Genomic DNA, 25,510 nt, shown 5'->3' with positions numbered 1-25,510 from the left:
CACATATTATCTCAACTCCTAAAGAACTTCTCACCTTTTATCCAAGCGGGGTGCAAATATAGAACGCAAAAACATAACAGCAAAGTTTTTTCACAAAATATCCACTAAAATAATTTATTAAATGGCTGTAACCCTTGCTAGCAAGGCACTGTGGACTAAAAATATAATTTTCTCTGGGCGCAATATTCATTTTTTTCTTTTGCAAGAAAGTACAAAAGCGTACCAAACGATGCAGTGTGTGACGCAACAAAAGCCTAATAGTAGCAAAGAAGATTGCTACATAAAATAAATTACACACAATAAAATTACCATAAAAAGACCGTTTACTGCTTTTCCGTGTATAACAAGTGCAGCTTACATTTGTAATCTTATCTTCGTTAGCACCTATTCTATTAATTATTATGATGAAAAAAATAATCTTCAGTTTATTACTTTTAACTACAGCTATTGCACAAGCATTTACGCAAGTACCGCCTACTTATAGCAGTGCAGATATATTAATGCAGCTAAAAAAATTGCAAGTACTTGGTAGTGTTTTATATATAGCTGCGCATCCTGATGATGAAAACAATGGTTTATTGCCATTTTTTGCCAAAGACAAATTGTATAGAACTGCTTACTTAAGCTTAACCCGTGGTGACGGCGGACAAAACTTGATAGGTAGCGAACAAGGTGTTGAACTTGGCATGATACGTACACAAGAACTATTAGCTGCAAGGCGAATTGATGGTGCTGAACAATATTTTAGTACAGCATACGAATTTGGTTTTAGTAAAAACCCTCAAGAGGCATTGCGGATATGGAATAAGGATAAAATACTAAGTGATGTGGTTTGGGTGATAAGAAAATACCAACCAGATGTGATTATTACGCGATTTCCTGGGGATGCAAGAGCTGGGCATGGACATCACTCGGCGTCATCTTTATTAGCTAATGAAGCATTTAAAGCCGCTGCAGACCCAACTAAATTTCCTGAACAGTTTAAATATGGTGTAAGCACTTGGCAGGCTAAGCGCATACTTTGGAACACGTTCAACTTTGGTAATACCAATACTACGAGTGAAGATCAATTAAAAATTGATGTTGGTGGTTACAATAATTTGCTAGGCAAAAGTTATGGTGAACTTGGCGGCGAAGCAAGAAGTATGCATAAAAGTCAAGGCGAAGGCCGGCCAAGAAGACGCGGACAAATATTTGAGTATTTTACAACTACTGGTGGTACAGCACCTAAAACCGATTTAATGGATGATATAGATATTAGCTGGGGGAGAATTACTGGTGGTGATGTGATAGCTGCCAAAATACAACATATTATATCTACTTACAATATAGAAAAGCCAGAATTAAGTGTAAAGCCATTGGTACAGATATATCAAACCATTAAATCTTTACCTGAAAGTAATTGGCGTAATAAAAAACTACAAGAGGTTCAAGACATTATTGAAGCTTGTAGTGGCTTGTATGTAGAAGCAACGACTGCCCAAAATAGTGTAGCACAAGGCGATGTGTTGAAATTAACTAGTTTTTTAAACAAGCGTAATACAACCAATGTAGTACTAGAAAAAATAAATACAAAAGGGGTAGATACGAGTTTAAACTTAAGTGTTGGTTTAAATGTAAATGTGCAACTTAATAGCAGTATTATGGTACCTGCCAACCAGAAAATATCGCAGCCATATTGGTTAGAAAATCCTCAACTGCAAGGTAGTTTCGATGTGAGAGACCAAACATTAATAGGTAAAGCTGAAAATGATGCCGCTTTTGAAGTGAATTTTTCAGTAATGATAGAAGGCGTGCCATTTACCATAAAAAGACCTATAATGTACAAAGTGGTAGATCCAGCAAAAGGCGAATTGTACCAGCCGCTGGTAATATTGCCAAAGATGGAATTAAACTATGTAAAAGACAATTTTGTGTCGCTAAATGGTAAGCCTGTAGCTACACAAATACATTTTAAAAGCAATGTAAAAGACAGCACGCTGTATCGCATTCAGCAGAACTATTCAAACAATTGGAAATATAGCGCCTCAAATATTACCTACGGCACATTTAACAATGTAGAAAACTATTGGGCAGGCACATTTACCCCAAATACTAAAGCTACCAATACAACTGAAGTAGCAAGCTTAAGCACTAATGATGGTACTTATGATGGCTATACCAAAACCATTAGCTACGATCATATACCTACTATTACATATTTTCCAAAGGCGAAAACCAACTTGGTGAACGTAGATATAAAAATAGTTGGTAAAAAAGTAGGCTATATAATAGGTGCAGGCGATAAAGTAGCAGAAGCATTGGTACAAATGGGCTATGAAGTAAGCTTTTTAAACGAAAACGATTTAACGGAAGACAAGTTAAAACAGTACGATGCAATTGTAACAGGCGTAAGAGCTTACAATTTGTATGAGTATTTAACCAACAAATACGATGTACTGATGAATTATGTAAAAAACGGCGGAAATTTGATTGTTCAATATGCTAAAAGCAATACTGTAGGTAGTAAAAATATTAAAATGGGCCCTTATCCTTTTATTGTGAATGCGGGTTCTAGAGTTACTGAAGAAGATGCTAAAGTGAATTATTTATTACCACAACATGCATTACTGAACTATCCAAATATTATTACTGAAAAAGATTTTGATGGCTGGATACAAGAAAGAAGTACTTACCAAGCTGAACAAATAGATAGCCATTACGAAGCACTGTTGGGTATGAATGACACTGGTGAGAAACAAGGTAATGGTAGCTTAATCACCACTAAGTTTGGTAAAGGCAATTTTACCTATGTAAGTTTGGTATTGTTTAGACAATTGCCCGCAGGCGTGCCGGGTGCTTACCGCATAATGGCTAATTTAATTGCACAAGGAAAATAAAACATATGCAGCAACGGAAAGGAATAAGTGCTATTATACTGATACTAATAGCAGTCGCTATTGGTAGTTTTTTAAAAAATGTAAAAACTGGATTGATTATAGGATTAGCGCTTGGCTTGCTATTGAGTGGGCTACTAAGTACGAGAAGAAAATAAAATGCGAAATGGTTTAAAATTCTTAAAAAATGTCTAACATACCACTATTTAAAACTTGGCAACAATGGTATGTATTTACCCTTGTGATGCTTTTTGCCATTATTGGCTTCTTTATTTGGTTTACAAATTATTTTGCATGAGTCAATTAGATTGGATTGTACTAACGATTACCCTTGCAAGTATTATAGGTTATGGCTTGTACAAAAGTCGTACGTCTAAAAACTTAGAAGGTTATTTTTTAAGTAATAGAAGCATGCCTTGGTACTTGGTTTTGTTAAGTATAATGGGTACACAAGCAAGTGCTATCACATTTCTTTCTGCGCCAGGGCAAGCGTTTACAGATGGTATGCGCTTTGTACAATATTATTTTGGCTTACCAATAGCTATGGTAATTTTGTGCATCACGTTTGTACCATTATTTAGCAAACTTAAAGTATTTACGGCTTACGAATATTTAGAACAACGTTTTGATATTAAAACAAGGGTGTTTACCTCTTCACTGTTTTTATTGTCAAGAGGGTTATCTACTGGTATTAGTATTTATGCGCCTTCTATCATCATTTCATCATTGCTTGGTTGGGATATTTTCTGGACCAATATTGTAATGGGCGGCTTACTCATCATTTATACGGTTAGTGGCGGCGCAAGGGCTGTTGCTTACACACAACAACTGCAGATGGCCATCATATTTGTAGGCATGTTTGCAGCAGGTTACTACATTGTACATTATTTGCCCAATGGTATTGGTTTCAAACAAGCGCTACAAGTAAGTGGCGCCAATGGTAAATTGAATGTAATAACCACGGGTATTTCAGCCAAAGGCTTTGACTTTAAAGATCGATATAATATTATCAGTGGCGTTATTGGTGGCTTCTTTTTGGCTTTATCTTATTTTGGTACAGATCAAAGCCAAGTAGGTAGATATTTAACAGCAAAAGATAATACCGAAAGCAAGCTTGGCTTACTGATGAATGGTCTTGTAAAAGTACCAATGCAATTTTTTATTTTATTAATTGGCGCGTTACTATTTACATTTTATCAATTTAATACAGCCCCTATTTTCTTCAATAAATCTGTAGATGACAAAGCAAAGCAAACTAGCTACAAATCAGAATTAGCAATTATTGAACAACAATTTACCCAAGCACAAAACCAACAACAAGCCCTTACAGCGAGGTATGTGGTTAGTAATAATATAGCGATAAAAGATAGTTTGCAACAAGCAAGTAAGCAATTAAATAGTTTGCAAAAGCAATACAAATCGGTATTAAAAAAAGCGCTACCGACATCTGATACAAACGATACCAACTATGTGTTTCTGCGCTTTGTGGTTGATTATTTACCCAAAGGCTTGGTAGGCTTACTAATAGCTATCATTTTTATTGCCTCTTGGGGGTCTATTGCGGCGGCTTTAAATGCACTAGCAAGTTGCACTGTTATTGACTTTCACTTGCGTTTTCGAAAGCAAAACACATACGATGCTAATAATATTGTGCAATGTGAGAGCGATTATAAAACATCTAAATATTATACACTGGGTTGGGGTATTTTTTGCATAATAACGGCAGAATTATCTACAGGTATCGGCAGTTTAATTGAAGCTGTAAATGTTTTAGGCTCGTTATTTTATGGTGTTATTTTAGGGATATTTCTAGTAGCATTCTACCTAAAAAAAGTGCAAAGCAATGCCGTATTTTATGCTGCTATATTGGGCGAATTAATTGTAGTCACTTTATTCATATTAGATAAATATGACATTATCGGTCTTGGATTTCTATGGCTAAATGTAGCAGGCGCTTTGGCAGTAGTAATTTTAAGTATATTTTTACAGCCATTGTTACAAAAAAGAATAGTAGCTCAATAATTGGATATAATAAAATAATATTAAGCCACAAAATTATTTCACTTTAATTTTTTCAAGAGTCGATTCAACGATGATCAATTCTTGTGAGTTTGAAGCTCGGTATATTTGATACAATCAATGGAAATTTTTCTACTATTACATTGCTTGGATCTAAACCAAAGCCACGTTCTTCGCTTAAGCTAATTTCTTTTAGCCAAAAATATAATTTCATAATTATACGTTCAAAAAACGGCAACTCGTTATCTTGGCTCAAGAATTTCTCAAGCACAATAATTTGGAAGTCGCCTACAACATTGTTTCTTTCCAAACTGGTATATCGGCTTGTAATATTAACTTCCTTGTTAGACACTAAGTTTTGAACCACTTGTTTTAGCATCAACGTAATCTTCTGCTCTACTCTAAAACCCAGTCTAAATTCAATACGAATGACTTCATCTTTTACAATATGGTCTACACTGTATTCGCTTGTATATGGATCGTCTAATACATCAACATGCACAAACCAATAGACATTGGCACGCTTGGGCTTTCTATTTAAAATGGAATAAATGATTTTGTGTTCAATTTCTTTAGGATTGTTCGCACTTGTCATATATACCAAATGAGTCGCATAAGTAGGGATACTGGTATCTTCACTTAGTTCTTTCAACATTGGTATATAATGTTGCAAACGCACAAATTCAACATAGCGGTTTTTAATTTTTCTACTTCTAAACCATACATACATTACCGAAAACAACGCACCGCCAACAATTAACGTCACATAACCACCATGCGGAAATTTCTCTAAATTGGCTATTAAAAAAGATATTTCAATAGTAAAATAAGTGGCGAGATATAAATATATCCAAACAGGTAATACCCTATGACTTACTAAGAAATTAGCGAATAGGATAGATGTACTAAGCATACACATGGTAATAGCCAAGCCATATGCTGCCTCCATATTGGATGATTTTTGGAAAAATAAAACCACCCCTACACAACCAAAAAATAATAGCAGGTTGATGCCAGGTATATATACTTGCCCTTTCTCATCTGTTGGGTAAGAAATTTTCATTTTAGGCCAAAGGTTCAAACGCATGGCTTCTGAAATAAGCGTAAAAGAGCCAGAAATTAGTGCTTGACTAGCAATAATCGCCGCAATAGTTGCTATGATGATTCCCACTAATTTAAACCATTGGGGCATGATACCATAAAATGGGTTGAAACCATTCTCTAAAAGGGCTACTGGAATAATTTGATTGTGATAATTTGCTAATAACCAAGCACCTTGTCCTAAATAGTTAAGTATCAAACAGGTTTTTACAAAAACCCATGAAATCCTGATATTACCTCTACCGCAATGCCCTAAATCGCTATAGAGCGCTTCGGCACCAGTGGTACATAAAAACACGGCACCTAAAATCCAGAATCCTTTTGGATATACCGTCAGCAATTCAATGGCATAGTGCGGGCTCAGTGCTTTAAAGATACCTAAGTCGTCAAATAAATGGGAACAGCCAAGTACTGCAAGCATACTAAACCAAACAATCATAATTGGCCCAAACATTTTACCAATTGATGCCGTACCAAATTGTTGTAAAAAAAACAAAAAAGTAATAATGCCTAATACAATAAAAATAATGGTTTGGGTGGTAATCTCGTGTAAAGAAGGCAATTGACGTAACCCTTCTACAGCAGATGTTACTGAGATTGGTGGTGTAATAATGCCATCCGCTAAAAGGGCGGCACCGCCAATCATAGCAGGTATTACTAGCCATTTTTTTCTACGCCTTACTAGGGCGTATAAACTAAAAATACCGCCTTCGCCGCGGTTATCCGCTTTCAAGGTCAGTATTACATACTTAACGGTGGTTTGTAATGTTAGCGTCCAAATAATACAAGATAATGCACCTAGTATCAAATCTTCCGAAATATGCCTTCCGTTGATAATTGAATTTAAAACGTAGAGAGGTGATGTACCAATGTCGCCATAGATAATACCAAGCGCTATTACCAAACCGGCGGCAGAAACTTTGTTAATGTGCTTGCTCACAGTAAAAGATTTGCCTTATGAAAAATCAAAAGTATTCTTAAATTCAATCCACTAACTTAAAAGTTATTTATAGAACTTGATAGCACACGTAAAACTACTCTTTTTTATATTATCAAGCGCGCAGATATTTGCATGAATATTATTAATAATAAAGTAAATAATTTCTATTGTACTTCTGAAATAAGATATTTATCAATAAAAATTTATAACTGAGATTCACTTCTTATAACTTTTCATTCCAGTAAGCTTCTTCTGCCAATAAGGTTTGCTTACGAAAAACCAGTTTTGAAGGAATATCTTTTGCAAATATTACGATAGCTATCGTGATATTGTATACTAAAAGAATCATAAATATCCATGAAAAAATTAATAGCTGCAATACAAAAATGGCTATAATCAGTAAAATCAAATAACTGAACAATAATAATGCGCTGATGCAAACGCATAGAAATGCTGCAGTAGATTTACGTACCAATAACACAAAAGCAGTAATACTAAATAGAAAGATGGCAGTAACAACTAAGGTAATCCAATGACCTGGTGAAATATATAAGTTTTGAAATAAACAAGCAATAGCTAGTACTACGCCTGCTACGCCTGCCACGGCGCAAAATTCCTCATCGGCTTTTGTAAGTTGTTTAGGTTGCTTCATGTCAGTTGTATTATATTGCTAATATACAGAACTATTGTAAAGTAACTTCTATTTTTGTAAAAACTTAAATTTAGTGTTTACTTAATAATGCTGCGGGCACTTGCTTGCAACCTTTTAAACGATACACATAAAAATAACGTACTGCTTTGCCGCTGCGCATCTGATTTATCATTACTGGCGACTCAATGGTAGCAAAGAATTTGCCGTAGGCATCATTAACATTAAAAGGCAAATTTGAAGGTACGATACAATAGGCATCATCACCAATAGCCAATGGCTGCCGAATTGTATTTAACCACGCAAATTTGTGAACATCTTGTAATAGACCAACGCCTAAAACGCGCTGCCCCGTTAGCCTGCTTGTATAAAATTCTAAGTGCCCCGCCGGAAACCATTTGCCTACAACAATGGGTGCATTTGCGGGCATTTGTTTGGTAGCAATATCTTCCTTCACTAAATCATTAAATTTTTTACTAAAGTCTTTCCAGCCACTGATATCTAGCGTAGGGCAAAATTCACCATAATTTTTAGCATCATGACTACCAAAATTAGTGGGTACCAATTGAATTGCTAATACCCCAATCAGTAAAACAACGACTATTAAACCGCCAGCAATTTTTATAGCTAATGGATATATTTTCTGTGTTATATTTTCTAGATAAATTGCTGCAAAAAAATAAAGTGGTAAATAACCTGGACCACTCCAATGCGGTAATGTAGGATTGAACAAGGCAATACCCCAAAACAAAACAATCATTGGTACACTCATACAAACTAGCCAGGTGTTAGTGGTAGCTGTAAACAAAACTTTTCGTTTAATACCAATTAAGATACCAGTTATAATCAATATAAAAATGACAGGATTTTGGTAGGCAAATTCGCCCACAATTTCTTGCAGCAACATATCCCATTGCAGGCTAGTATGCGTTACACGTTCTGCGTGAAATTTATACGTTATAAAATCGTTGACAATATTCCAATAAACGATTGGTAATAAGCAAATTAAAGTAATAACAAATGCAACATACAAACGCCAATTAAGCAACCATTTAATACGTTTACTTAAAATAAATAAGCCCAAACCAGCCCATAAATACAAGCCGTGTACTTTGCATAAACAAGCCAATCCAATAAGTAATCCCAACCAAAACCATAAATTAGCCTGTTTTTCTTTTTGCTGGAAAATAATAAGACTCATTACATACAAAGCTGCTGTGTACAAAGGCATTTGTGGGCTATCGGGCAAGATAAATAAGCCAGCAATAATTCCAGCATATACCGAACAATTGTAAATAAGTGCCGCATACCAACCTGTGCGCTCGTTACGAATGGTTTTACCGATTAAAAATATAAACCAAGACGAAATAGCACAGCCAAAAATGGCACCAAGACGAAGCGATACATCATTGACCCAAATTAAGTTTAGCGATGTCAATCGAATTAGCAAACCTACCATTGGCGGATGGTCGAAATGGTTATAATCTGGCTGTAGTGCGTACGTCCAATAATATACTTCATCGTTACCAAGCTCCACAAAAAAAGCTACTATCACTTTTATAATGATAGTAGCCAGTAGTAAAATATAAAGTTGCTTTTTGTAATTAATTGATTGCATACCAAGCAAAGGTAAGCGGCCTAAGGTTGCTTATCAAAAGCTGCTTTTACAGCATCTAAATGATTGATAAACTTTTGAATATCAGAATCGTAACCATATTTTTTATCGCTTAATGCATTACCATTGATATCTAAAAACATGTAAAGTGGTTGTGCATTTAGGTCAAACTTAGTGACCTCATAATCTAAATTTTTATCACCGACAGTTACAATTTTATCACCTTTTTTATTGGTATACTGTTCTGAAGCTGGCAATTCTGTACTTTCATCCACATACAAACTTACCAATACGAAATTCTCTTTGATTCGTTTCAAAACGTCAGGATTATGCCATACTTCTTCTTCCATTTTACGGCAATTTGCACAAGAATGTCCTGTAAAATCCAGCATTAAGGGTTTATGCAAAATCTTGGCAGCTGCCATACCTTCTTCCAAATCAAAATAAGCTGTTAATCCAAATGGCACATGTAATTTATCTATATATTTTTTGGGGGGGTGCGCATTAGAAACTATAGAGGAAGTTGTCGCATTATTAGAATTACCAATAGTATATTTTAGATTATCTAAATTAAAATCTTGTGTAGTTGCTGGCGGCACAAAACCAGACAGAGGCTTTAAAGGTGCGCCCCACAACCCTGGTACTAAGTACAATGCGAAACTAAAAGCCCCGATTGAAAAGAATAAACGTGGCACACTAATAAACTTTAAATCACTATCGTGAGAGAATTTTAACTTGCCCAATAAATAAAAGCCCATTAGCGCAAATACTACAATCCATAATACTAAAAACACATCTCTGTTTAGTAAATGCCAATGATAAATTAAATCTACATTAGATAAGAACTTCATGGCCAAAGCCAATTCTATAAACCCAAAAGTTACTTTAACTGAATTTAACCAACCCCCACTTTTGGGTAATGATTGTAACATGGAAGGGAAAAATGCAAATAAAGAAAATGGTAATGCCAAGCCTAAACCAAAACCAAACATACCTAAGATTGGTGCAATACTTACGCCTTTTGTGCTAGTTTGACCAAGTAGCGTACCTACCAAAGGACCAGTACAAGAAAATGAAACAATCACCAATGTTAAAGCCATGAAAAATATTCCGATAATACCGCCCTTACCAGCTTGCTGATCGGCTTTATTAGCCCAACTGTTTGGTAACGTTAACTCAAAAGCGCCGAAAAATGATGCTGCAAAAACAATAAATATTGCAAAAAACAATAAGTTTGAAATGGCAGAAGTAGAAATAACATATAAGGCTTTATCACCAAAAATTAAAGTAATTAAAATAGTAGGTATTGTATAAATGGCAATGATAGACAATGAATAAATAACTGCATTTCTGATACCTGCTTGACGAGAGCCACTACGTTTTAAAAAGAAACTAACAGTAACAGGAATTAAAGGAAATACGCAAGGCGTGATAATGGCAAATAAGCCAGTAGCAAAACATAACAAAAACACACTTAGTAAAGTATCATCTTTTTTAGGTATATCGGCCTTAAGAGATACCGCTTCTACTTTTATAGAAAATTTTTCTTCTTCGCTAGGAAACTCCTCACCTTTTTTTAGCAAAGCTGTAAACAAGCCTTTTAATATAAGTGTACTATCAACTTTTACATGTACCAAATAAGTAAATGATACAGTATCACTGAATAATTTGTAAACACTGCTATCAGTTGATTTTACTAGTTGCAGCGTACCATTTTCAGTTACAGTATCTTTTAGTGTAGCCAATGGCTTTGCAGTTGTGTCAAGCATCAAAGCCGATACAAAAGCATCGTCGACATTAGATTTTTTGGTAGAAAATAGCTGCGAGCCTTTGCTAATTTTTGCTGCTACGGTAAGCTGTACAGTGGTGTCGTTAATCGCTTTGGCAGCAAAATTAAACTGCACAGGTTTGGTTTCCTGTGCAGTTCCTATTTTACATATTACCAATACGATTATTAGAAGTAATGCAATTTGTTTTTTCATGCTTTGTTGATATTCATTTTGTGTAATGACGTGTTTGTAACGTAATCATTACAATAGTTTTATGTCAAATGTTTTTTTAGTTGGAGGCAAACATTGTTCATCATCACACACCATATATTCAACCGTACCACTCACATTGGTTTTTACACCAGCTTTTACTTTAACCAATTGTGTAAAAACCACCTTGTTACTGTAAAATAATACGTCTGTAGAGAAGTTTTTATCGTATACTTTTTCAAGTTTACCAGTTTCTATCACTTTACCACTGATGGTAATCAATGGATTTTTTTTGAAACTAAAAGTCGTTGGCACTGGTCCATTTTTACCTGTATTCTGAGAGTAAATATGCCAAGGCTTATCCACAGTTGCGGTTAACACAATTTCATAATCAGCACCTTTCTTTTTAGCCTCAAATTGCCACTGAACGGGATTTTTTACTTGTGCATGTAATGTTGAAATACCTACAAACATTAACGCAGCGAATACTATTTTTTTCATTTATAAATTTTATTAATTTAAGCCAAGAATTTCAAACACTCTTTTGCCATCAATATTACCTAATGTTTGGTTGGTAGCCCTTTCAGGATGCGGCATCATACCAAACACATTACCTGCTTTATTACGGATGCCAGCAATATTCCTTACAGCACCATTAGGATTTGCCTCTGCATTTATTTCACCAGCCTCAGTACAATATCTAAATAATACTTGCCCATTTGCTTCCAATTCCTCGATGGTGGTATCATCTGCAAAATATCTACCTTCCCCATGAGCTATAGGTACCTTTAAAGCGTCATTCGTGTGCCGTAAGTACACATTTTTACAAATAAATTGTTGATTGGCATTTTGCAACAACACACCTGGCAGCAAACCGCTTTCACATAAAATTTGAAAGCCGTTGCAAACGCCCAATACTTTACCACCTTTATTGGCAAATTCAATCACAGCTTGCATCATTGGGCTGAACCTTGCAATAGCGCCACAGCGCAAATAATCACCATAGCTAAAGCCGCCCGGGAGTACGATACAATCATCTGTAGTAAACATGCTTAAGTCGTTGTCTTTGTGCCAAAGCATTACAACTTTTTTACCAAGGTCTTGTTCTAATGCATCTTGCATATCTCTATCGCAGTTAGAACCAGGAAAAACCACTACGCCAAATTTCATGTGTAAAAATTAATGTGTATGATAATAGATGCTGTAAAAGTAATTAGATACCAGTTAAGGCAATTCTAATTTTTAATGATTACCCAATTATTGTGAATAACCGCCGCCAAAGCCAAAAAAAACAAGATATTTGGCCACCACATTTTTCTAGGATAAACAAATACATTAGAAATAATAGCCGCAAAAGGCACCATACTTAAAGCTGTAGCAGCCATACCCGCATCTATAAAAAGGAATGGCAGTGGTATCATAATAAAAGCCATTACAGTAATAATACCCCAGTTTTTTCTAATTTGAATGACCATCCTATTAGTATTATTATTAAGCGTAATGAAACCAAATAACAGCAAGATAGTGGCAATGCCTACATTTACCCAAAACCAAATATTATTTGTAACCAATACTTTGGTGAAATGAATTCGTGGCACGAAGCTCTGCCACATTCCTATTTTATCGTTTAAAAATAATAATGCGCCAATTATATAAAATGGCATTAGTACACCAAGTAACAGCACAAACCATTCGCTTAACACAAATGGACGTACAATAATTAAAGCAAAAAACACGATGATTAATAGCAAGGCTATGGAATGATAACATAAAACAGCCGCACCAACAATGAGTCCTGTATTAAACAACAAACTTTTAGGCGAAGGGTTGTTGTACAATTTGGTTAATTGTATAAAAATCCAAATAACAAAACTATTAGCAATTAATGCGGGGGTAATACTAGCCCATTCTGGGAAAAACCCGGTTAGTAAAACATAGCTCATGGCAGTGGTAAAACCCGTTTGCGAAAACATCCGGTATTCGTTTAGCAAAATATTTAAACGAATAGCTTGCAGTAACACAATCGCCATGTACAATAAACTAATAGCTGTTGGCTGCAAAAACTTAATATACTTGATTAATACAAAAGCAATAACGCCACTATCCTGCATTACAGGCACTGTAGGTACATTGATAAACAAATGACCGTGTACTGCAAAACACAATAATATCAAGCAAAATACACTTGTAAACGACTTGTTTTTAAATAAAGAAACCACTATTGCCTACTGTTTAAAAAATGGGTTACATATCTATTTTAGCAAAGCAAATGTAGTTTCTATATTGGCATGGCATAATAATCTGTTTGCTGCCAGTTTGTTTTGCCTGTCTTGGCATAAAATCGTAGCCCTTATCAAGGTTTTTTAATGTAGGGGCTCTCGTAACTTGTCCTTCAGGATTAATACTTTGGTCTGTTAATAGCATCTGCCTTTTCTCTTGCGAGTTAAATAGAAAATGAATTTCACCACCTGTATTCACAATACCATAACCAATAAAATGATCGGTATTGTCATCATATTGCGATTTTCTAATCACATTCGACCAATCCATTTTTCCAGTTGGGTCAACAGATAATACAGCAATATTTTCTGCATAATATCTTACGATGTTAGTATTATAGCCAAACCTATTCCAAGGATAATTATATATGTTAAAAGCCGAGCTGTTATAATAATAATTATTTATAAACCCATTGTTTGGCGAGCCAAAATTATCCCATCGAGTATACGGCCCACTTCCTCTAGATGAAGTATAAACACTTTCAGCAGAAATAATAAAACCACCATCTTTACGCATAATGATATTATGTAAAAAATAGTCATTAAATGCCATTTTGGTACTTCCGTCACTCTTAGCTTCACTTCTTAACTCGTCACTAAATGTGATACTAGTATTCAATAATTCTTTGCGGTCAGTTTTATCGTACAAAAAGCAATACAAGCCGTCAATATTACCACGCCTTTGCTTACTACCAAAAGATGTGACCAAGTAGTGCTTGTTTACATTATCCACTTTTACCCTGATATCATCTAAATACAAACCTTTAATGCGCAAGTCCGTTTGCTGAATAGAGTCGTTAGTAGCAGCTTTTTGTAATAAAATAACTTTGTTAATATTATCATTTTGTGCCGTGCCTGATGTTTTGATAAACACCAAGTCACCATCATTATCTAATTGAAACTCATTTAACACATCGTTACGCTCTGGCATGGCAATAGCATTGGTCGTTTTCTTAATCAGCATTAAGTCTTTATTAAACAACGATGTTGTGAGATAATGTACTTTATCGTTTTTGTTATTTACTTTAAGTACCATCAGCGCTTGCTTGTCTTCGCTGTTTAAAACGGTATAAATTTTATTTGAAGCGGTATAATTTACCTCTGTTGTGTCTAATTGGATGGGCTCACCAATTTTGCGCGCCTTCGCATCTAGTTTTACCGCCATACAATACACAATATTGCGCTTTTGATATTGGTAAAACATATAGTAAAAACCAGGATATTGCAAAAAGTCGGCATTAAAAATACGATCTGGTAAAAAGTCAAGTTTTACTTTTTCTATTTGATTCATATCGTTATCAAACAAGCAAATAAAATTTTGATCACGGTAATTTTTATACACGTGAAAAGTACCATTCATTTTACCCATTATTTCAAAACTAATATCACGCGCATCATCACGGTCAGGCTCTGAATAGGTTATGAGTTGTGCGTGTGCTTGCAAACCGATTATTAATCCTATAGCGAAAAATACTGCAACAATTTTTTTCATGGCTTAGTGTTTTTAATGTGCCTATATATTATACAATCTTGTACATCAATAGGTTAAAAATAAGGGATGTAAAATGAAATAAATAGTAGCAAATCGTTAAAATACATCTGCTTCTATTTTGAAATAAGTAGCAGTAATTATCTTACCAAATTTCTTTTAAAGTTACTTCCGTTTTAGACACTTTTAATTCGTGATTGACACCTATTTTCAGCGCAACATTTTCTACACCATGGCTTACGGGGAAATTGTAACATACAGGAAATTTATAACCTTTTACATGGTGATTAATGAGGTTGTATACATCTGTGCCAAAAGGTATGGTGGTATCTTTTAAATCGGTAAAACCGCCAATAATTAATCCATTTAAATGCTTAAACATCTCTGCTCGTTCTAGCTGAATGAACATTCTATCAATATTGTACAGATACTCACCTACATCTTCTAAAAACAAAATTTTATGCCTCGTTTTATAGCTACTGTGCGAGCCAATTAAATGCGCAATTATCGATAAATTTCCCCCAATTAAATCGCCCTCGCCTTTACCTATTTTATTTAATGGATGAATATTTTTGCCATAATCAGCCGTTTCGCCCTCGAGCGCCATTTTTAGAGATGCTACGAATGGATTATGAAACCCTCCCTCGTTAAATGCAGCAGCCATAGGTGCATGCATGGTAGCTATTTGATAATGCTGGTAAATATGGGCATGCAATACTGTAATGTCGCTAAAACCAATGATCCACTTAGGATTTTTCTTAAATTTTTGAAAGTCTAAATCGTCAATAATTCTACTCAATCCATAACCGCCTCTTGCACACAAAATGGCCTTTACAGTACTATCATTGAGCATTTGTTGCAAATCTTGAACACGTTGCTTATCTGTACCACTAAAATAGTTGTATTGATGGCCCAAAGTGCTACCAATTTTCACCCGATAGCCCCAAGCTTCTAAGGTTTTAATACAAGTTTCAGCGTTTTCGGCAGGCATATAACCGCTAGGACACACAATACCTACTGTGTCGCCTTTTTTTAAATATGGAGGAATCGTAATCATATTGCAACATTAGCGATTTTTATTTAATAATATCCTTAAATATTACCTTATCTACAGCTACGTCTAATTCATGTATTATACCACATTTTAACGCATAATTATTTCGCTGGTGGCCTACTGGAAAATTGAAACAAACGGGATAATGATAGCCTTCCAATTTTTCTTTAATTATCTCATAAACGGTTTTGCCAAACGGCTCGCCACCTAAATCTTCTTTTATTTTAAAACCGCCAACAATTAAGCCAGCCAAATGCTTAAGCTTACCACTGCGCTGCAAATTCCAAAACATTCTATCGATGCTGTATAAATATTCGCCCGTATCTTCTACAAATAATATTTTACCAGCAGTATCTATGTCAGATGTGCTTGCAGCAAGACTTTCCAAGGTTTTTAAATTACCACCAACCAATACGCCTTTTGCTTTGCCCCACACATTTTCTGCTGTTGGAATTGCATTGTACACCATTGGCGTACCTTGTAAAGCATCTTTTATCGATAAAATGGTGGCTTTTTGTTCTGCATCAGCAAGCGACCAATCATCGGGAAAGCTATTGCACATTTTTGAGTGAATGGTAGCCACATTATATTGTTGGTGTATGTGCGAATGCAACACCGTAATATCGCTAAAACCTATTACCCATTTTGGGCGCTTTCGAAAGTTTGTAAAGTCAATATTATCTATAATTCTCACTGCACCATAGCCACCTCTTGCACACAAAATAGCTTTAATAGAATGATTATCTAGCATTGCTTGAAAGTCTTGCAAACGCTCAGCATCGGTACCGCCATACGTAAAATCTCTCTTGCCAATGGTGTCGCCAATTTTTACTTGAAAACCCCAACTAGTTATTTGTGCAACTGCGGGTTCAATATCTTTTAATGTAATATATCCAGCAGGACTTGTAATACCGATGGTATCGCCTGTTTTTAAGTAAGGCGGTATCATTAATTGGGGATTTTTGTCCCGATAGCTATCCGGATGAAATTGATGATTTTTATGTGGCTTAGTTTGCGCCAAAGCATTGGCTGCAATACTTGCTGGTAATATGGTGGCTAGAAAATGCTTACGGTTCATGTATATTTATATTATCAATTGTTAATGTGGCAGGTTTAGCATTTATTTACAGACAATTTTTTCAAATATGAGTGTTTATTTTCTACTTCGATTTGCCACTATTCCAATCATTTTTATAGGTTGGTTAATTTATCAAAGAGAATTTAAAAATAGGCAATGGAAGGATTTAAAAGATGATGCGCTCGTTATCTTTTTCTTCATAGTAATTAGTAGTCTGGTTTATTATTGGCTATTTTTCTAAAATTCTTGCTAACGGCAAATGCTTAACTTTGCAATCTTCGTTTGGTTGCATAGTAAACAAAACGTACAAGTTGTCCGCCTTAGGCGGGACGAAGTTTTATACAAGAACTAAAAGCTGGTTACAAAAGAAAAATGACGACACCAAAAAGATACTTGATTACGGCGGCTTTGCCTTATGCCAATGGTTTAAAACATATTGGTCATTTGGCGGGTGCTTATTTGCCCGCAGATATTTATGTGCGCTATTTAAAAACCCAAAAAAGAGATGTGGTTTTTGTTTGCGGCAGCGATGAACACGGCACGGCCATTCCTATTCAAGCCATGAAAGAAGGGACCACTGCGCAAGCTATTATAGACAAATATCACCCAATCATTGAGCAGAATTTTAAAGATTTGGGTATTCAATTTGATATTTATCACCGCACATCAGATCCATTACATCATGAAACAGCGCAAGAATTTTTTAAGGTTTTAAATAACAATAACGACCTAGAAATAAAGGAAAGTGAACAGTATTACGATGAAGCGAGCAACACTTTCTTGGCCGATAGATACATTAAAGGTACTTGCCCTGTATGTGCTAATCCCAATGCATTTGGCGACCAATGTGAAAAATGTGGATCATCGCTTAGTCCTGATCAGTTGATAAATCCGGTAAGCACTTTAAGCGGTAATCAGCCTGTAAAAAAAGCGACAAAACATTGGTATTTACCGCTAGACCGTCACGAAGCTTTTCTACGTGAATGGATTTTAGAAGAACACAAAAATGATTGGCGAGCGAGTGTGGTAGGGCAATGTAAAAGCTGGATTGATGGTGGCTTACAAGCAAGAGCTGTAACGAGAGATTTGGATTGGGGCATAAAAGTGCCAGTTGAAGGCGCTGATGGAAAAGTGTTGTATGTATGGTTTGATGCGCCAATTGGTTACATCAGCGCTACCAAACAATGGGCAAAAAATAACGATAAAGACTGGTCACCTTATTGGAATGATCAGGACACGAAACTTGTGCATTTTATAGGTAAAGACAATATCGTTTTCCACTGCATTATTTTTCCTGTCATGCTAAAATTGCATGGTAATATTTTACCTACCAATGTACCCGCAAATGAGTTTATGAACTTAGAAGGCGACAAAATGAGTACAAGCCGAGGTTGGAGTATTGAGATGGATGATTACATTAATGATTGGGTAAAACCAGACAATGGTGGCGAAAGCATGGCTGATGTATTACGCTATTATTTAACGCAAATTGCCCCAGAAAGTAAGGATAGTGAGTTTACATGGAAAGGTTTTCAAGATGCGAATAACAGCGAATTAGTAAGCATTTTTGGTAATTTTGTCAACAGAACTTTTGTACTAATGCACAAACTTTGTAAAGGCAAAGTACCTGTGTTTCATAATGATATTATTGACGATAAAGACAAGCAATTAATCATAGATATTAAAACAGCAACAGCTAAAATCGAAGCTTTATTAGAAGCTTATAAATTTAGAGACGCCTTGTTTGAAGTGATTGATTTGGCAAGAAAAGGCAACAAGTATTTACAAGAAAAAGAGCCTTGGAAAAAAGTACCAAAAGATGGTAGCTTACCATTAATTCCCGATCAACAGCAAATTGATAATTGTATGCATTTGTGCTTGCAATTAACTGCCAACTTGGCTATTTTAATACATCCATTTTTACCATTTACTGCCAAGAAATTATGCCACATGATGAAGGTGGTAGACAGAATGCTTGAATGGGAAAATGCAGGTAATATTAACTTACTAAAAGTTGGTTACAGCCTACGTGAGCCACAGTTATTGTTTAGAAAAATAGAAAACGAAGAAATAGAAGTACAACTTGAAAAATTAAAGCAGAAGTCAATGGTCAATGGTCAACAGTCAATAGAAAAAACAGAAGTTGTAGAAAAAGAAACAATAGCCTTAAAACCTGAAATAGTATTTGATGATTTTGCTAAAATTGACCTGCGTGTAGGCACCATTGTTTCCGCTGAAAAGGTTGAAAAAGCAGATAAACTATTGAAGCTTTCAGTTGATTTAGGCTTCGAAACTAGAACTATCCTTTCTGGTATTGCCTTACACTTTAAACCAGAAGATATTGTGGGCAAACAAGTGAGTGTAGTAGTAAATTTAGCACCAAGAAAAATGCGCGGTATAGAAAGCAACGGTATGATTTTAATGGCCGAAGACCATCAAGGAAAATTACATTTTGTAAATCCTGAAAGCGAGATAAATGCGGGTGCGGGTATTAGCTAAACATATTTGGCTGATGAATAAAAAAAGTGCCAATCATCTATGATGATTGGCACTTTTACTTTAACTAAAGTATTAATGGTTGTCGTCGGAAAATGCGGTTGCCTTTTCCTTCAATGCAGCCAATTTTTCTTTGCTATAAGCAATTTTAGAAATCAATACGAATAATACTGGTACAATAAAAATTGCCAATCCTGTGGCAGCCAACATACCACCAAGTACCGTCCACCCAATCGTATTGCGTGCTACAGAACTTGCTCCCGTTGCTAACGCCAATGGCAAAACACCTAAGATAAAAGCAATAGATGTCATTAAAATGGGCCTTAAGCGCAATCGAACGGCGTCCAAAGTAGCTGCAATAATTGGGACACCATTATCTACACGTTCTTTTGCAAACTCAACAATCAAAATAGCATTTTTAGCAGATAAACCAATTAAGGTAATCAAGCCAATTTGTGCATATACATTATTGGTTAGGCGTGGTATTAAAGTAAGCGTTAAAATAGCGCCAAATACACCAACTGGTACCGCCAATAATACTGAGAATGGTACTGACCAACTTTCGTACAAGGCGGCTAAAAATAAGAATACAAAAATGATGGATAAAGCAAATATATACACTGCACTAGAACCAGACTTCAACTCTTGCAAACTTAAACCAGAAAACTCATAACCATAACCCTCAGGAAGCACTTTTGCGGCAGTGCGTTGCAATGCCTCAATCGCTTGCCCACTACTAAAACCTTGCTTGGCATTACCATCCACTTCAGCACTTCTATATATATTAAAATGCGATATCAGCGGCGCACTTTCAGTTATTTTATAGCTCACAATGGTACTTAATGGTATCATTTGCCCCATATTATTTTTTACATAATAAGAACCAATATTTTTGATATCATTACGGAAAGTGGTATCGGCTTGGGCAACCACATAAAAATTTCTACCATATATTGTTAGCTGATTGATATAAGTACTACCCATATACATCTGCATGGTACTGTACACATCTGATAAATTAAGACCCAGCTTTTTGCATTTTTCTCTATCAACATTCACAGAATAGCCAGGGGTATGTGCACTAAAAAATGTGAATGCCCCAGCAATTTCAGGTTGTTTATTAGCCTCTGCAACAAAACTGTTCACTACTTTCTCAAAAGTTTTAATATCATCATTAGACTGCTTTTGTTCAATTTGAATACTAAAGCCGCCTGCATTACCAAGACCAGGAATTGCAGGTGGTGGAATAACCACAATTTTGGCTTCTTTTATGGCAGCAAAACGTTTGTTCAACTCGGCAATAATACCCATCAGTTGCTCAGATTTTTCCTTACGATCGTCCCAAGGTTTCAATTGCATAAAGATGGTACCACTATTGGATTTGGAACCGCCTGTTAAGATGTTTAAACCACCCAAAGCCGCAACGTGGAAAACACCTGGTACGCTTTTGGTAATTTTCATCATACTATCTAGTACGCCTAATGCCCTTACTGTTGAGCCAGCTTCAGGTATTTCATACGAAATATAAATACGCCCATCATCTTCAGTGGGTATAAAACCTGTGGGTTTATTTTTAAACAACAAAACATCCCCTGCTATAATACAAGCCAGTAACACCAATACCAATGGCGCCCGTTTAATCCATCCTTTAACACTTAAGGTATAGTTAATACTCAGTTTGCGATAGCTTTCGTTAAACGCATAAAAAAACTTATTTAACCCTTTCGATTCTTTACTAATCGTCTGAGGTTTTAATAACATTATACACAATGCAGGCGTAAGCGACAATGCGATAAAAGCTGAAATCAAAACAGAAATAGCAATAGTGATAGCAAATTGTTGGTATAGCCTACCCACAATACCAGGAATAAAACCAACAGGTACAAACACAGCTGCCAATATTAAAGCAATGGCAATAACAGGCCCAGTAATATCCTTCAAGGCTTTTGCAGTGGCATCTTTAGCCGATAAATGCTCATGATCGATATAATGCTGCACAGCTTCTACCACCACAATCGCATCATCTACCACAATACCAATGGCCAATACGAAGCCAAACATGGTTAATGTATTGATGGTAAAACCAAGTGGCACGAAGAAGATAAATGTACCCACAATGGCTACAGGGATGGCAAGTACTGGAATTAATGTAGATCGCCAGTTTTGAAGGAAAAGAAATACAACGATTGTTACCAGTAATAGCGCTATCAACAATGTTTGCACCACATCTGCAATAGATACTTTAACTACCGAAATAGACTCAAAGGGTATTACATAATCTACATCATTAGGAAAATATTTCTTTTGCTCGGCCATTGCCTTGTACACACCTTCGGCGGTAGTTAAGGCATTACTACCAGGTGCTTGGTATACCAAAAGATAAGACGACCGCTTACCATCAACAAATGAATTACTAGTATAGCTCACTTTTCCCAATTCTATTCTAGCGATATCTCTGAGATAAACGGTTGCATTTTGTTGTGGGCTAGATTTTATAATAATGTCACCAAAATCTTTCTCAGAAGTGAGGCGACTATTGGTAAATACGGTGAACTCAAAAGCTGTAGAGGCGCTTTGCGGTGCCGCACCAACAGAACCTGCCGCTACTTGTAAATTTTGTTCATTAATTGCATTTTGTACATCGTTGGACGTTAATCCCAACTGCGCCATTTTATCAGGTTTCAACCATACGCGCATACTAAAATTATCAGCACGGCTAAATACATCTCCCACACCAGGCACACGTAATAAAATATCTTTTAGATAAATATTAGCATAATTATCCATAAATGGAATACTGTGTGATCCTTTGGGCGAATAAATAGCTACCAACATTAAAATACTTGGATTACGCTTTAAAGTAGTAACACCCAGTTTTTGAACTTGACTAGGCAAAGCTGGAGTAGCAATTCCCACTCTATTTTGAATATCTAATGCCACAATATTGGGGTCAGCGCCAATATTCAATGTAGCCGTAATGGTTGATTGACCATTATTAGCACTGTTGCTTTGCATATAAGCCATACCAGGTACCCCATTTACCTGCGATTCAATGGCAGTAGTCGTTGTTTGCTCTACCGTTTGCGCATCTGCACCTGTAAAATTGCTAGTAATCTGTACGGTGGGTGGCGTAATATCTGGATATTGGCTAATAGGCATATTTAATATAGCCAAAGTACCTACCAACAGTATAACCAAAGAAATGACAATTGCCATTACTGGTCTTCGAAGAAATATATTTGATGATTCCATTTGCTTAATTATAATATGAATGAATAGTGTAGGGCTGATGGCTCAATCATTTTTACTATTAGCCATTAGCTACTATTGTTACTATTTTGAAGCAGGTGCTTTGGGTTTACCAACTTGTACCATTGAGCTATCTCTCAATTTTTGCACACCTTCGGTTACAACTTTATCCCCTTCTTGTAAACCTGTCAATACCACTATTTTATCGTCTATCTTATTTCCTAAGGTTACTTTATGTTGTAATACACGACTACCATCTAGCACAAACACAAAATTTTCGCCCAATTGCTCAACAACTGCTTTGTAAGGGATTAATAGAGTATTTGCTGCATTTTTATTTTGAACTCGTACATTACAAGTCACACCAACCTTTAATATTTTTTTAGGATTTGGAAAAATGAGCCTAGCTTTTATGGTAGCAGTTTGTGGGTCAACGGCACGATCTAAAAATGCAATTTTACCAACTTGGTCATAAATAGAACCATCAGGCAAGGTTACGGTAAATGTAGAATCGGTACTACTTGATTTTTGCGCCGCCAAATTAGCAAATTTTGGAATTAATGATTGGTCTACTGCAATGTCCACCGCAATAGGATCTTCGGTTGAAACGGTATTTAATACCGTATTACCAGGTGTTACGGCTGTTCCCAACTTTACTTGCGAAATACCAATAGTGCCAGATAAAGGCGCATAAATAGTGGCATATTTTAAGTTCGTCTGAACACTGTTTACCGCTGCCTCAGACGCTTTCAATTGCATTTTGGCGGCTTGCAAATCTGCCAATGCATGGTCTAATACTTGCTTGGCAATGGCATCATTTTTAGCCAAATCATTGTATCTATCTGCATCTTGCTGAGCCTTCGCCAAATTTGATTTTGAAACATTTAAATTGGCGACAGCTTGCTGATAATTGGCATTGTATAACTGCTCATCGATGGTATATAATTTTTGTCCTTTGGTTACTTGTTGTCCATCTGTAAAATAAATACCAGTAATATAACCGCCCACTTGTGGTCTGATATCTATTTGGTTTAATGCTGTAACGGTTGCTGGATAAATATCGTAGAAAGTAGCATTGCCTGTATGAACTTCATAAACAGATACTAAAGTTGGCGGCGGGGCTTGTGGGGCTTTGCTTTTATCGGCGCCACAGGCAGCCAATACTAATATAATAGTGTACGTTAGGGGATGTTTGCGTAATAAGCTATTCATGATATAAATATTAATAATTATTGTTAGTATTTGATAGTTCCTAATGCCTGTTGTACATCTATTTTAGCAGCTAAAACATTGTACAGCGCATTGGTATAATTAACTTGTGCAGATCGTAAATCTGTTTCAGCAGTGATTACTTCCAAATAGGTTTTGATACCCGCCTTGTATTGTAATTGAATGGTATTGTATACTTCTGTGGCAAGTGCTAAGTTTTCTTTCAAATTATAATAATCGTTCAAATTACTTTTATAATTCGTTAATGCTTGCGTATACTGCGTATTAATATTATTTTTTAGTTGCACAAAATCCCAATCCACACGCTTAATGGCTAGCTCTGCAGCTTTTGTTTGATATACTCTTTTATTACCTTGAAAAATAGGAAACGAGAACTTTAACCCCATAAACGAATTAGGAAAATTTTGATTATACAATTTACCAAAATCTGTATTCAAATAATTAAAATTATAGTTACCAAAAGCAGATACTGACGGTAAATAATTCCATTTGTAGTATTGTAAATTTGCTTCTTGCAAGCGTTTTACGGTTACAAGCTGTTGGTATTCAATTCTATTACTGTAATTTAAAGTTTGCAAAGTATCAAGCACTACTTCATTGGCCATGGCCGTGGTATCGTATTGCAATTCAAAACTATTATCAGCCGCATAGCCCATTGCATTTTTCAAAATTGCAATTTTAGACTTCAACAATTCTTGTTGGCTCTTTAGTTGCGCTTTCGAATTGTTTAACGATATTGTTGCTCGCTTATAATCAATTTTATCTACAATGCCGCCTTGATATTGGAAATAGGCGTTTTTAAAACTTGTCTCTAACCGCTTAATATCATCATTCAACAACTCAATTTGCTTTTGAGACAGCAACACATTGTAAAAAGCTTTACTAACGTTTACAGCTACATTTATTTTATCACTTTCTGTATTTTCCTTTGATTGCTTGCGAACGTCAACTGCAGACCTTTTTGCCAACAATACATCTTTATTAAAAATAGTTTGTGTTACCGAAAACAGTGCCGACGATGTGTTGTCTATCCCCTGTTTTATGTAATTACTATTAAAATAAGAAGTTGGTAATTGAAAATTGTGCTGCACATTGTAATCAAGATTAAGCTGCGGATACCAATCTGCGAGTTTACTTTTAATAGAATACTCCGTTGTTTGTTCATCAATAGCAGATTGCTGCAATAACGGTTGGTGCTTTAATGCATATTGAACACAAGTTTCTAAAGATGCATGCTGTAAAACGGAATCGTTTTGCGCAAATGCACACGAGAAGAAAGTAGTAATCAACAATACGACTAGCATAATTTGTTTACTCATATAATAAAATCAACTTTTAAATAAATAAATGGCCAGCAGAAGTCAGAGAGACAAAATTTTGTAGATGTGCAAATGTAATGTTTTAAGGTTTTTTTAAATTGTTGAAATAAGGAAGTTGTAACATTGAAATGACAAAC

The 25,510-nt window shown here is 35.6% G+C and carries 17 protein-coding genes; 4 read left to right on the top strand and 13 right to left on the bottom strand.

Annotated elements, in window-relative coordinates:
• The first annotated feature begins 404 nt into the window (after nucleotides 1-404).
• The 3 genes from ACFOW1_RS13865 to ACFOW1_RS13855 all read left to right on the top strand — a co-directional run bounded on the left by ACFOW1_RS13865 (nucleotide 405) and on the right by ACFOW1_RS13855 (nucleotide 4,898).
• On the top strand, nucleotides 405-2,879 hold the full coding sequence (locus tag ACFOW1_RS13865) for a PIG-L family deacetylase (RefSeq protein WP_379015055.1): 2,475 nt from the start codon (nucleotides 405-407) through the stop codon (nucleotides 2,877-2,879).
• 5 nt (nucleotides 2,880-2,884) lie between these two features.
• On the top strand, nucleotides 2,885-3,034 hold the full coding sequence (locus ACFOW1_RS13860) for a hypothetical protein (protein WP_379015054.1): 150 nt from the start codon (nucleotides 2,885-2,887) through the stop codon (nucleotides 3,032-3,034).
• 136 nt (nucleotides 3,035-3,170) lie between these two features.
• Entirely contained in the window at nucleotides 3,171-4,898 is a 1,728-nt protein-coding gene (locus ACFOW1_RS13855; RefSeq protein WP_379015053.1) for a sodium:solute symporter, read from the top strand.
• Nucleotides 4,899-4,962: 64 nt separating this feature from the next.
• On the opposite strand, the gene ACFOW1_RS13850 is transcribed toward ACFOW1_RS13855, so the two are convergent.
• The 10 genes from ACFOW1_RS13850 to ACFOW1_RS13805 all read right to left on the bottom strand — a co-directional run bounded on the left by ACFOW1_RS13850 (nucleotide 4,963) and on the right by ACFOW1_RS13805 (nucleotide 17,079).
• Nucleotides 4,963-6,936 carry a KUP/HAK/KT family potassium transporter gene (locus tag ACFOW1_RS13850; RefSeq protein ID WP_379015052.1) on the bottom strand — a complete coding sequence of 658 codons (1,974 nt, stop codon included), beginning with the start codon at nucleotides 6,934-6,936 and terminating at the stop codon, nucleotides 4,963-4,965.
• 223 nt (nucleotides 6,937-7,159) lie between these two features.
• A complete protein-coding gene (locus ACFOW1_RS13845) occupies nucleotides 7,160-7,588 on the bottom strand; it encodes a hypothetical protein (RefSeq protein WP_379015051.1) in 429 nt (142 codons plus the stop codon).
• A 70-nt stretch (nucleotides 7,589-7,658) separates the two neighbouring features.
• A complete protein-coding gene (locus tag ACFOW1_RS13840) occupies nucleotides 7,659-9,203 on the bottom strand; it encodes an ArnT family glycosyltransferase (protein WP_379015049.1) in 1,545 nt (514 codons plus the stop codon).
• Nucleotides 9,204-9,223: 20 nt separating this feature from the next.
• Complete coding sequence (locus ACFOW1_RS13835; RefSeq protein ID WP_379015047.1) at nucleotides 9,224-11,182, bottom strand: protein-disulfide reductase DsbD family protein; 1,959 nt, start codon at nucleotides 11,180-11,182, stop codon at nucleotides 9,224-9,226.
• Between the two features lie 48 nt (nucleotides 11,183-11,230).
• The gene (locus ACFOW1_RS13830) at nucleotides 11,231-11,680 is read right to left on the bottom strand and encodes a protein-disulfide reductase DsbD domain-containing protein (protein ID WP_379015045.1); all 450 of its coding nucleotides are present in this window, start codon (nucleotides 11,678-11,680) and stop codon (nucleotides 11,231-11,233) included.
• A 12-nt stretch (nucleotides 11,681-11,692) separates the two neighbouring features.
• Nucleotides 11,693-12,349: a phosphoribosylformylglycinamidine synthase subunit PurQ gene (gene purQ, locus ACFOW1_RS13825; protein WP_379015043.1), complete on the bottom strand. Its 657-nt coding sequence runs from the start codon at nucleotides 12,347-12,349 to the stop codon at nucleotides 11,693-11,695.
• A gap of 65 nt (nucleotides 12,350-12,414) precedes the next feature.
• Nucleotides 12,415-13,353 carry a hypothetical protein gene (locus ACFOW1_RS13820; protein ID WP_379015041.1) on the bottom strand — a complete coding sequence of 313 codons (939 nt, stop codon included), beginning with the start codon at nucleotides 13,351-13,353 and terminating at the stop codon, nucleotides 12,415-12,417.
• 70 nt (nucleotides 13,354-13,423) lie between these two features.
• The gene (locus ACFOW1_RS13815; RefSeq protein WP_379015039.1) at nucleotides 13,424-14,950 is read right to left on the bottom strand and encodes a hypothetical protein; all 1,527 of its coding nucleotides are present in this window, start codon (nucleotides 14,948-14,950) and stop codon (nucleotides 13,424-13,426) included.
• 142 nt (nucleotides 14,951-15,092) lie between these two features.
• Nucleotides 15,093-16,004, bottom strand: a complete 912-nt coding sequence (locus tag ACFOW1_RS13810; protein ID WP_379015038.1) for a S66 peptidase family protein — start codon at nucleotides 16,002-16,004, stop codon at nucleotides 15,093-15,095.
• Between the two features lie 19 nt (nucleotides 16,005-16,023).
• On the bottom strand, nucleotides 16,024-17,079 hold the full coding sequence (locus tag ACFOW1_RS13805) for a S66 peptidase family protein (RefSeq protein WP_379015037.1): 1,056 nt from the start codon (nucleotides 17,077-17,079) through the stop codon (nucleotides 16,024-16,026).
• A 372-nt stretch (nucleotides 17,080-17,451) separates the two neighbouring features.
• Between ACFOW1_RS13805 and metG the strand changes: the two genes are divergently transcribed.
• On the top strand, nucleotides 17,452-19,578 hold the full coding sequence (gene metG, locus ACFOW1_RS13800) for a methionine--tRNA ligase (RefSeq protein ID WP_379015036.1): 2,127 nt from the start codon (nucleotides 17,452-17,454) through the stop codon (nucleotides 19,576-19,578).
• 72 nt (nucleotides 19,579-19,650) lie between these two features.
• Here metG and ACFOW1_RS13795 read toward each other — a convergent pair whose 3' ends face one another.
• The 3 genes from ACFOW1_RS13795 to ACFOW1_RS13785 form a co-directional block, all read right to left on the bottom strand.
• Nucleotides 19,651-22,827, bottom strand: coding sequence for an efflux RND transporter permease subunit (locus ACFOW1_RS13795; protein ID WP_379015034.1), 3,177 nt, complete (start codon nucleotides 22,825-22,827; stop codon nucleotides 19,651-19,653).
• A gap of 81 nt (nucleotides 22,828-22,908) precedes the next feature.
• Nucleotides 22,909-24,036, bottom strand: coding sequence for an efflux RND transporter periplasmic adaptor subunit (locus tag ACFOW1_RS13790; RefSeq protein ID WP_379015033.1), 1,128 nt, complete (start codon nucleotides 24,034-24,036; stop codon nucleotides 22,909-22,911).
• A 23-nt stretch (nucleotides 24,037-24,059) separates the two neighbouring features.
• Complete coding sequence (locus tag ACFOW1_RS13785; protein ID WP_379015032.1) at nucleotides 24,060-25,373, bottom strand: TolC family protein; 1,314 nt, start codon at nucleotides 25,371-25,373, stop codon at nucleotides 24,060-24,062.
• Nucleotides 25,374-25,510 lie beyond the last annotated feature (137 nt).

It is taken from the genome of Parasediminibacterium paludis (genome assembly GCF_042651445.1).
Lineage (GTDB): Bacteria > Bacteroidota > Bacteroidia > Chitinophagales > Chitinophagaceae > Parasediminibacterium > Parasediminibacterium paludis.
This window is presented reverse-complemented; position numbering and strand designations above follow the sequence as displayed.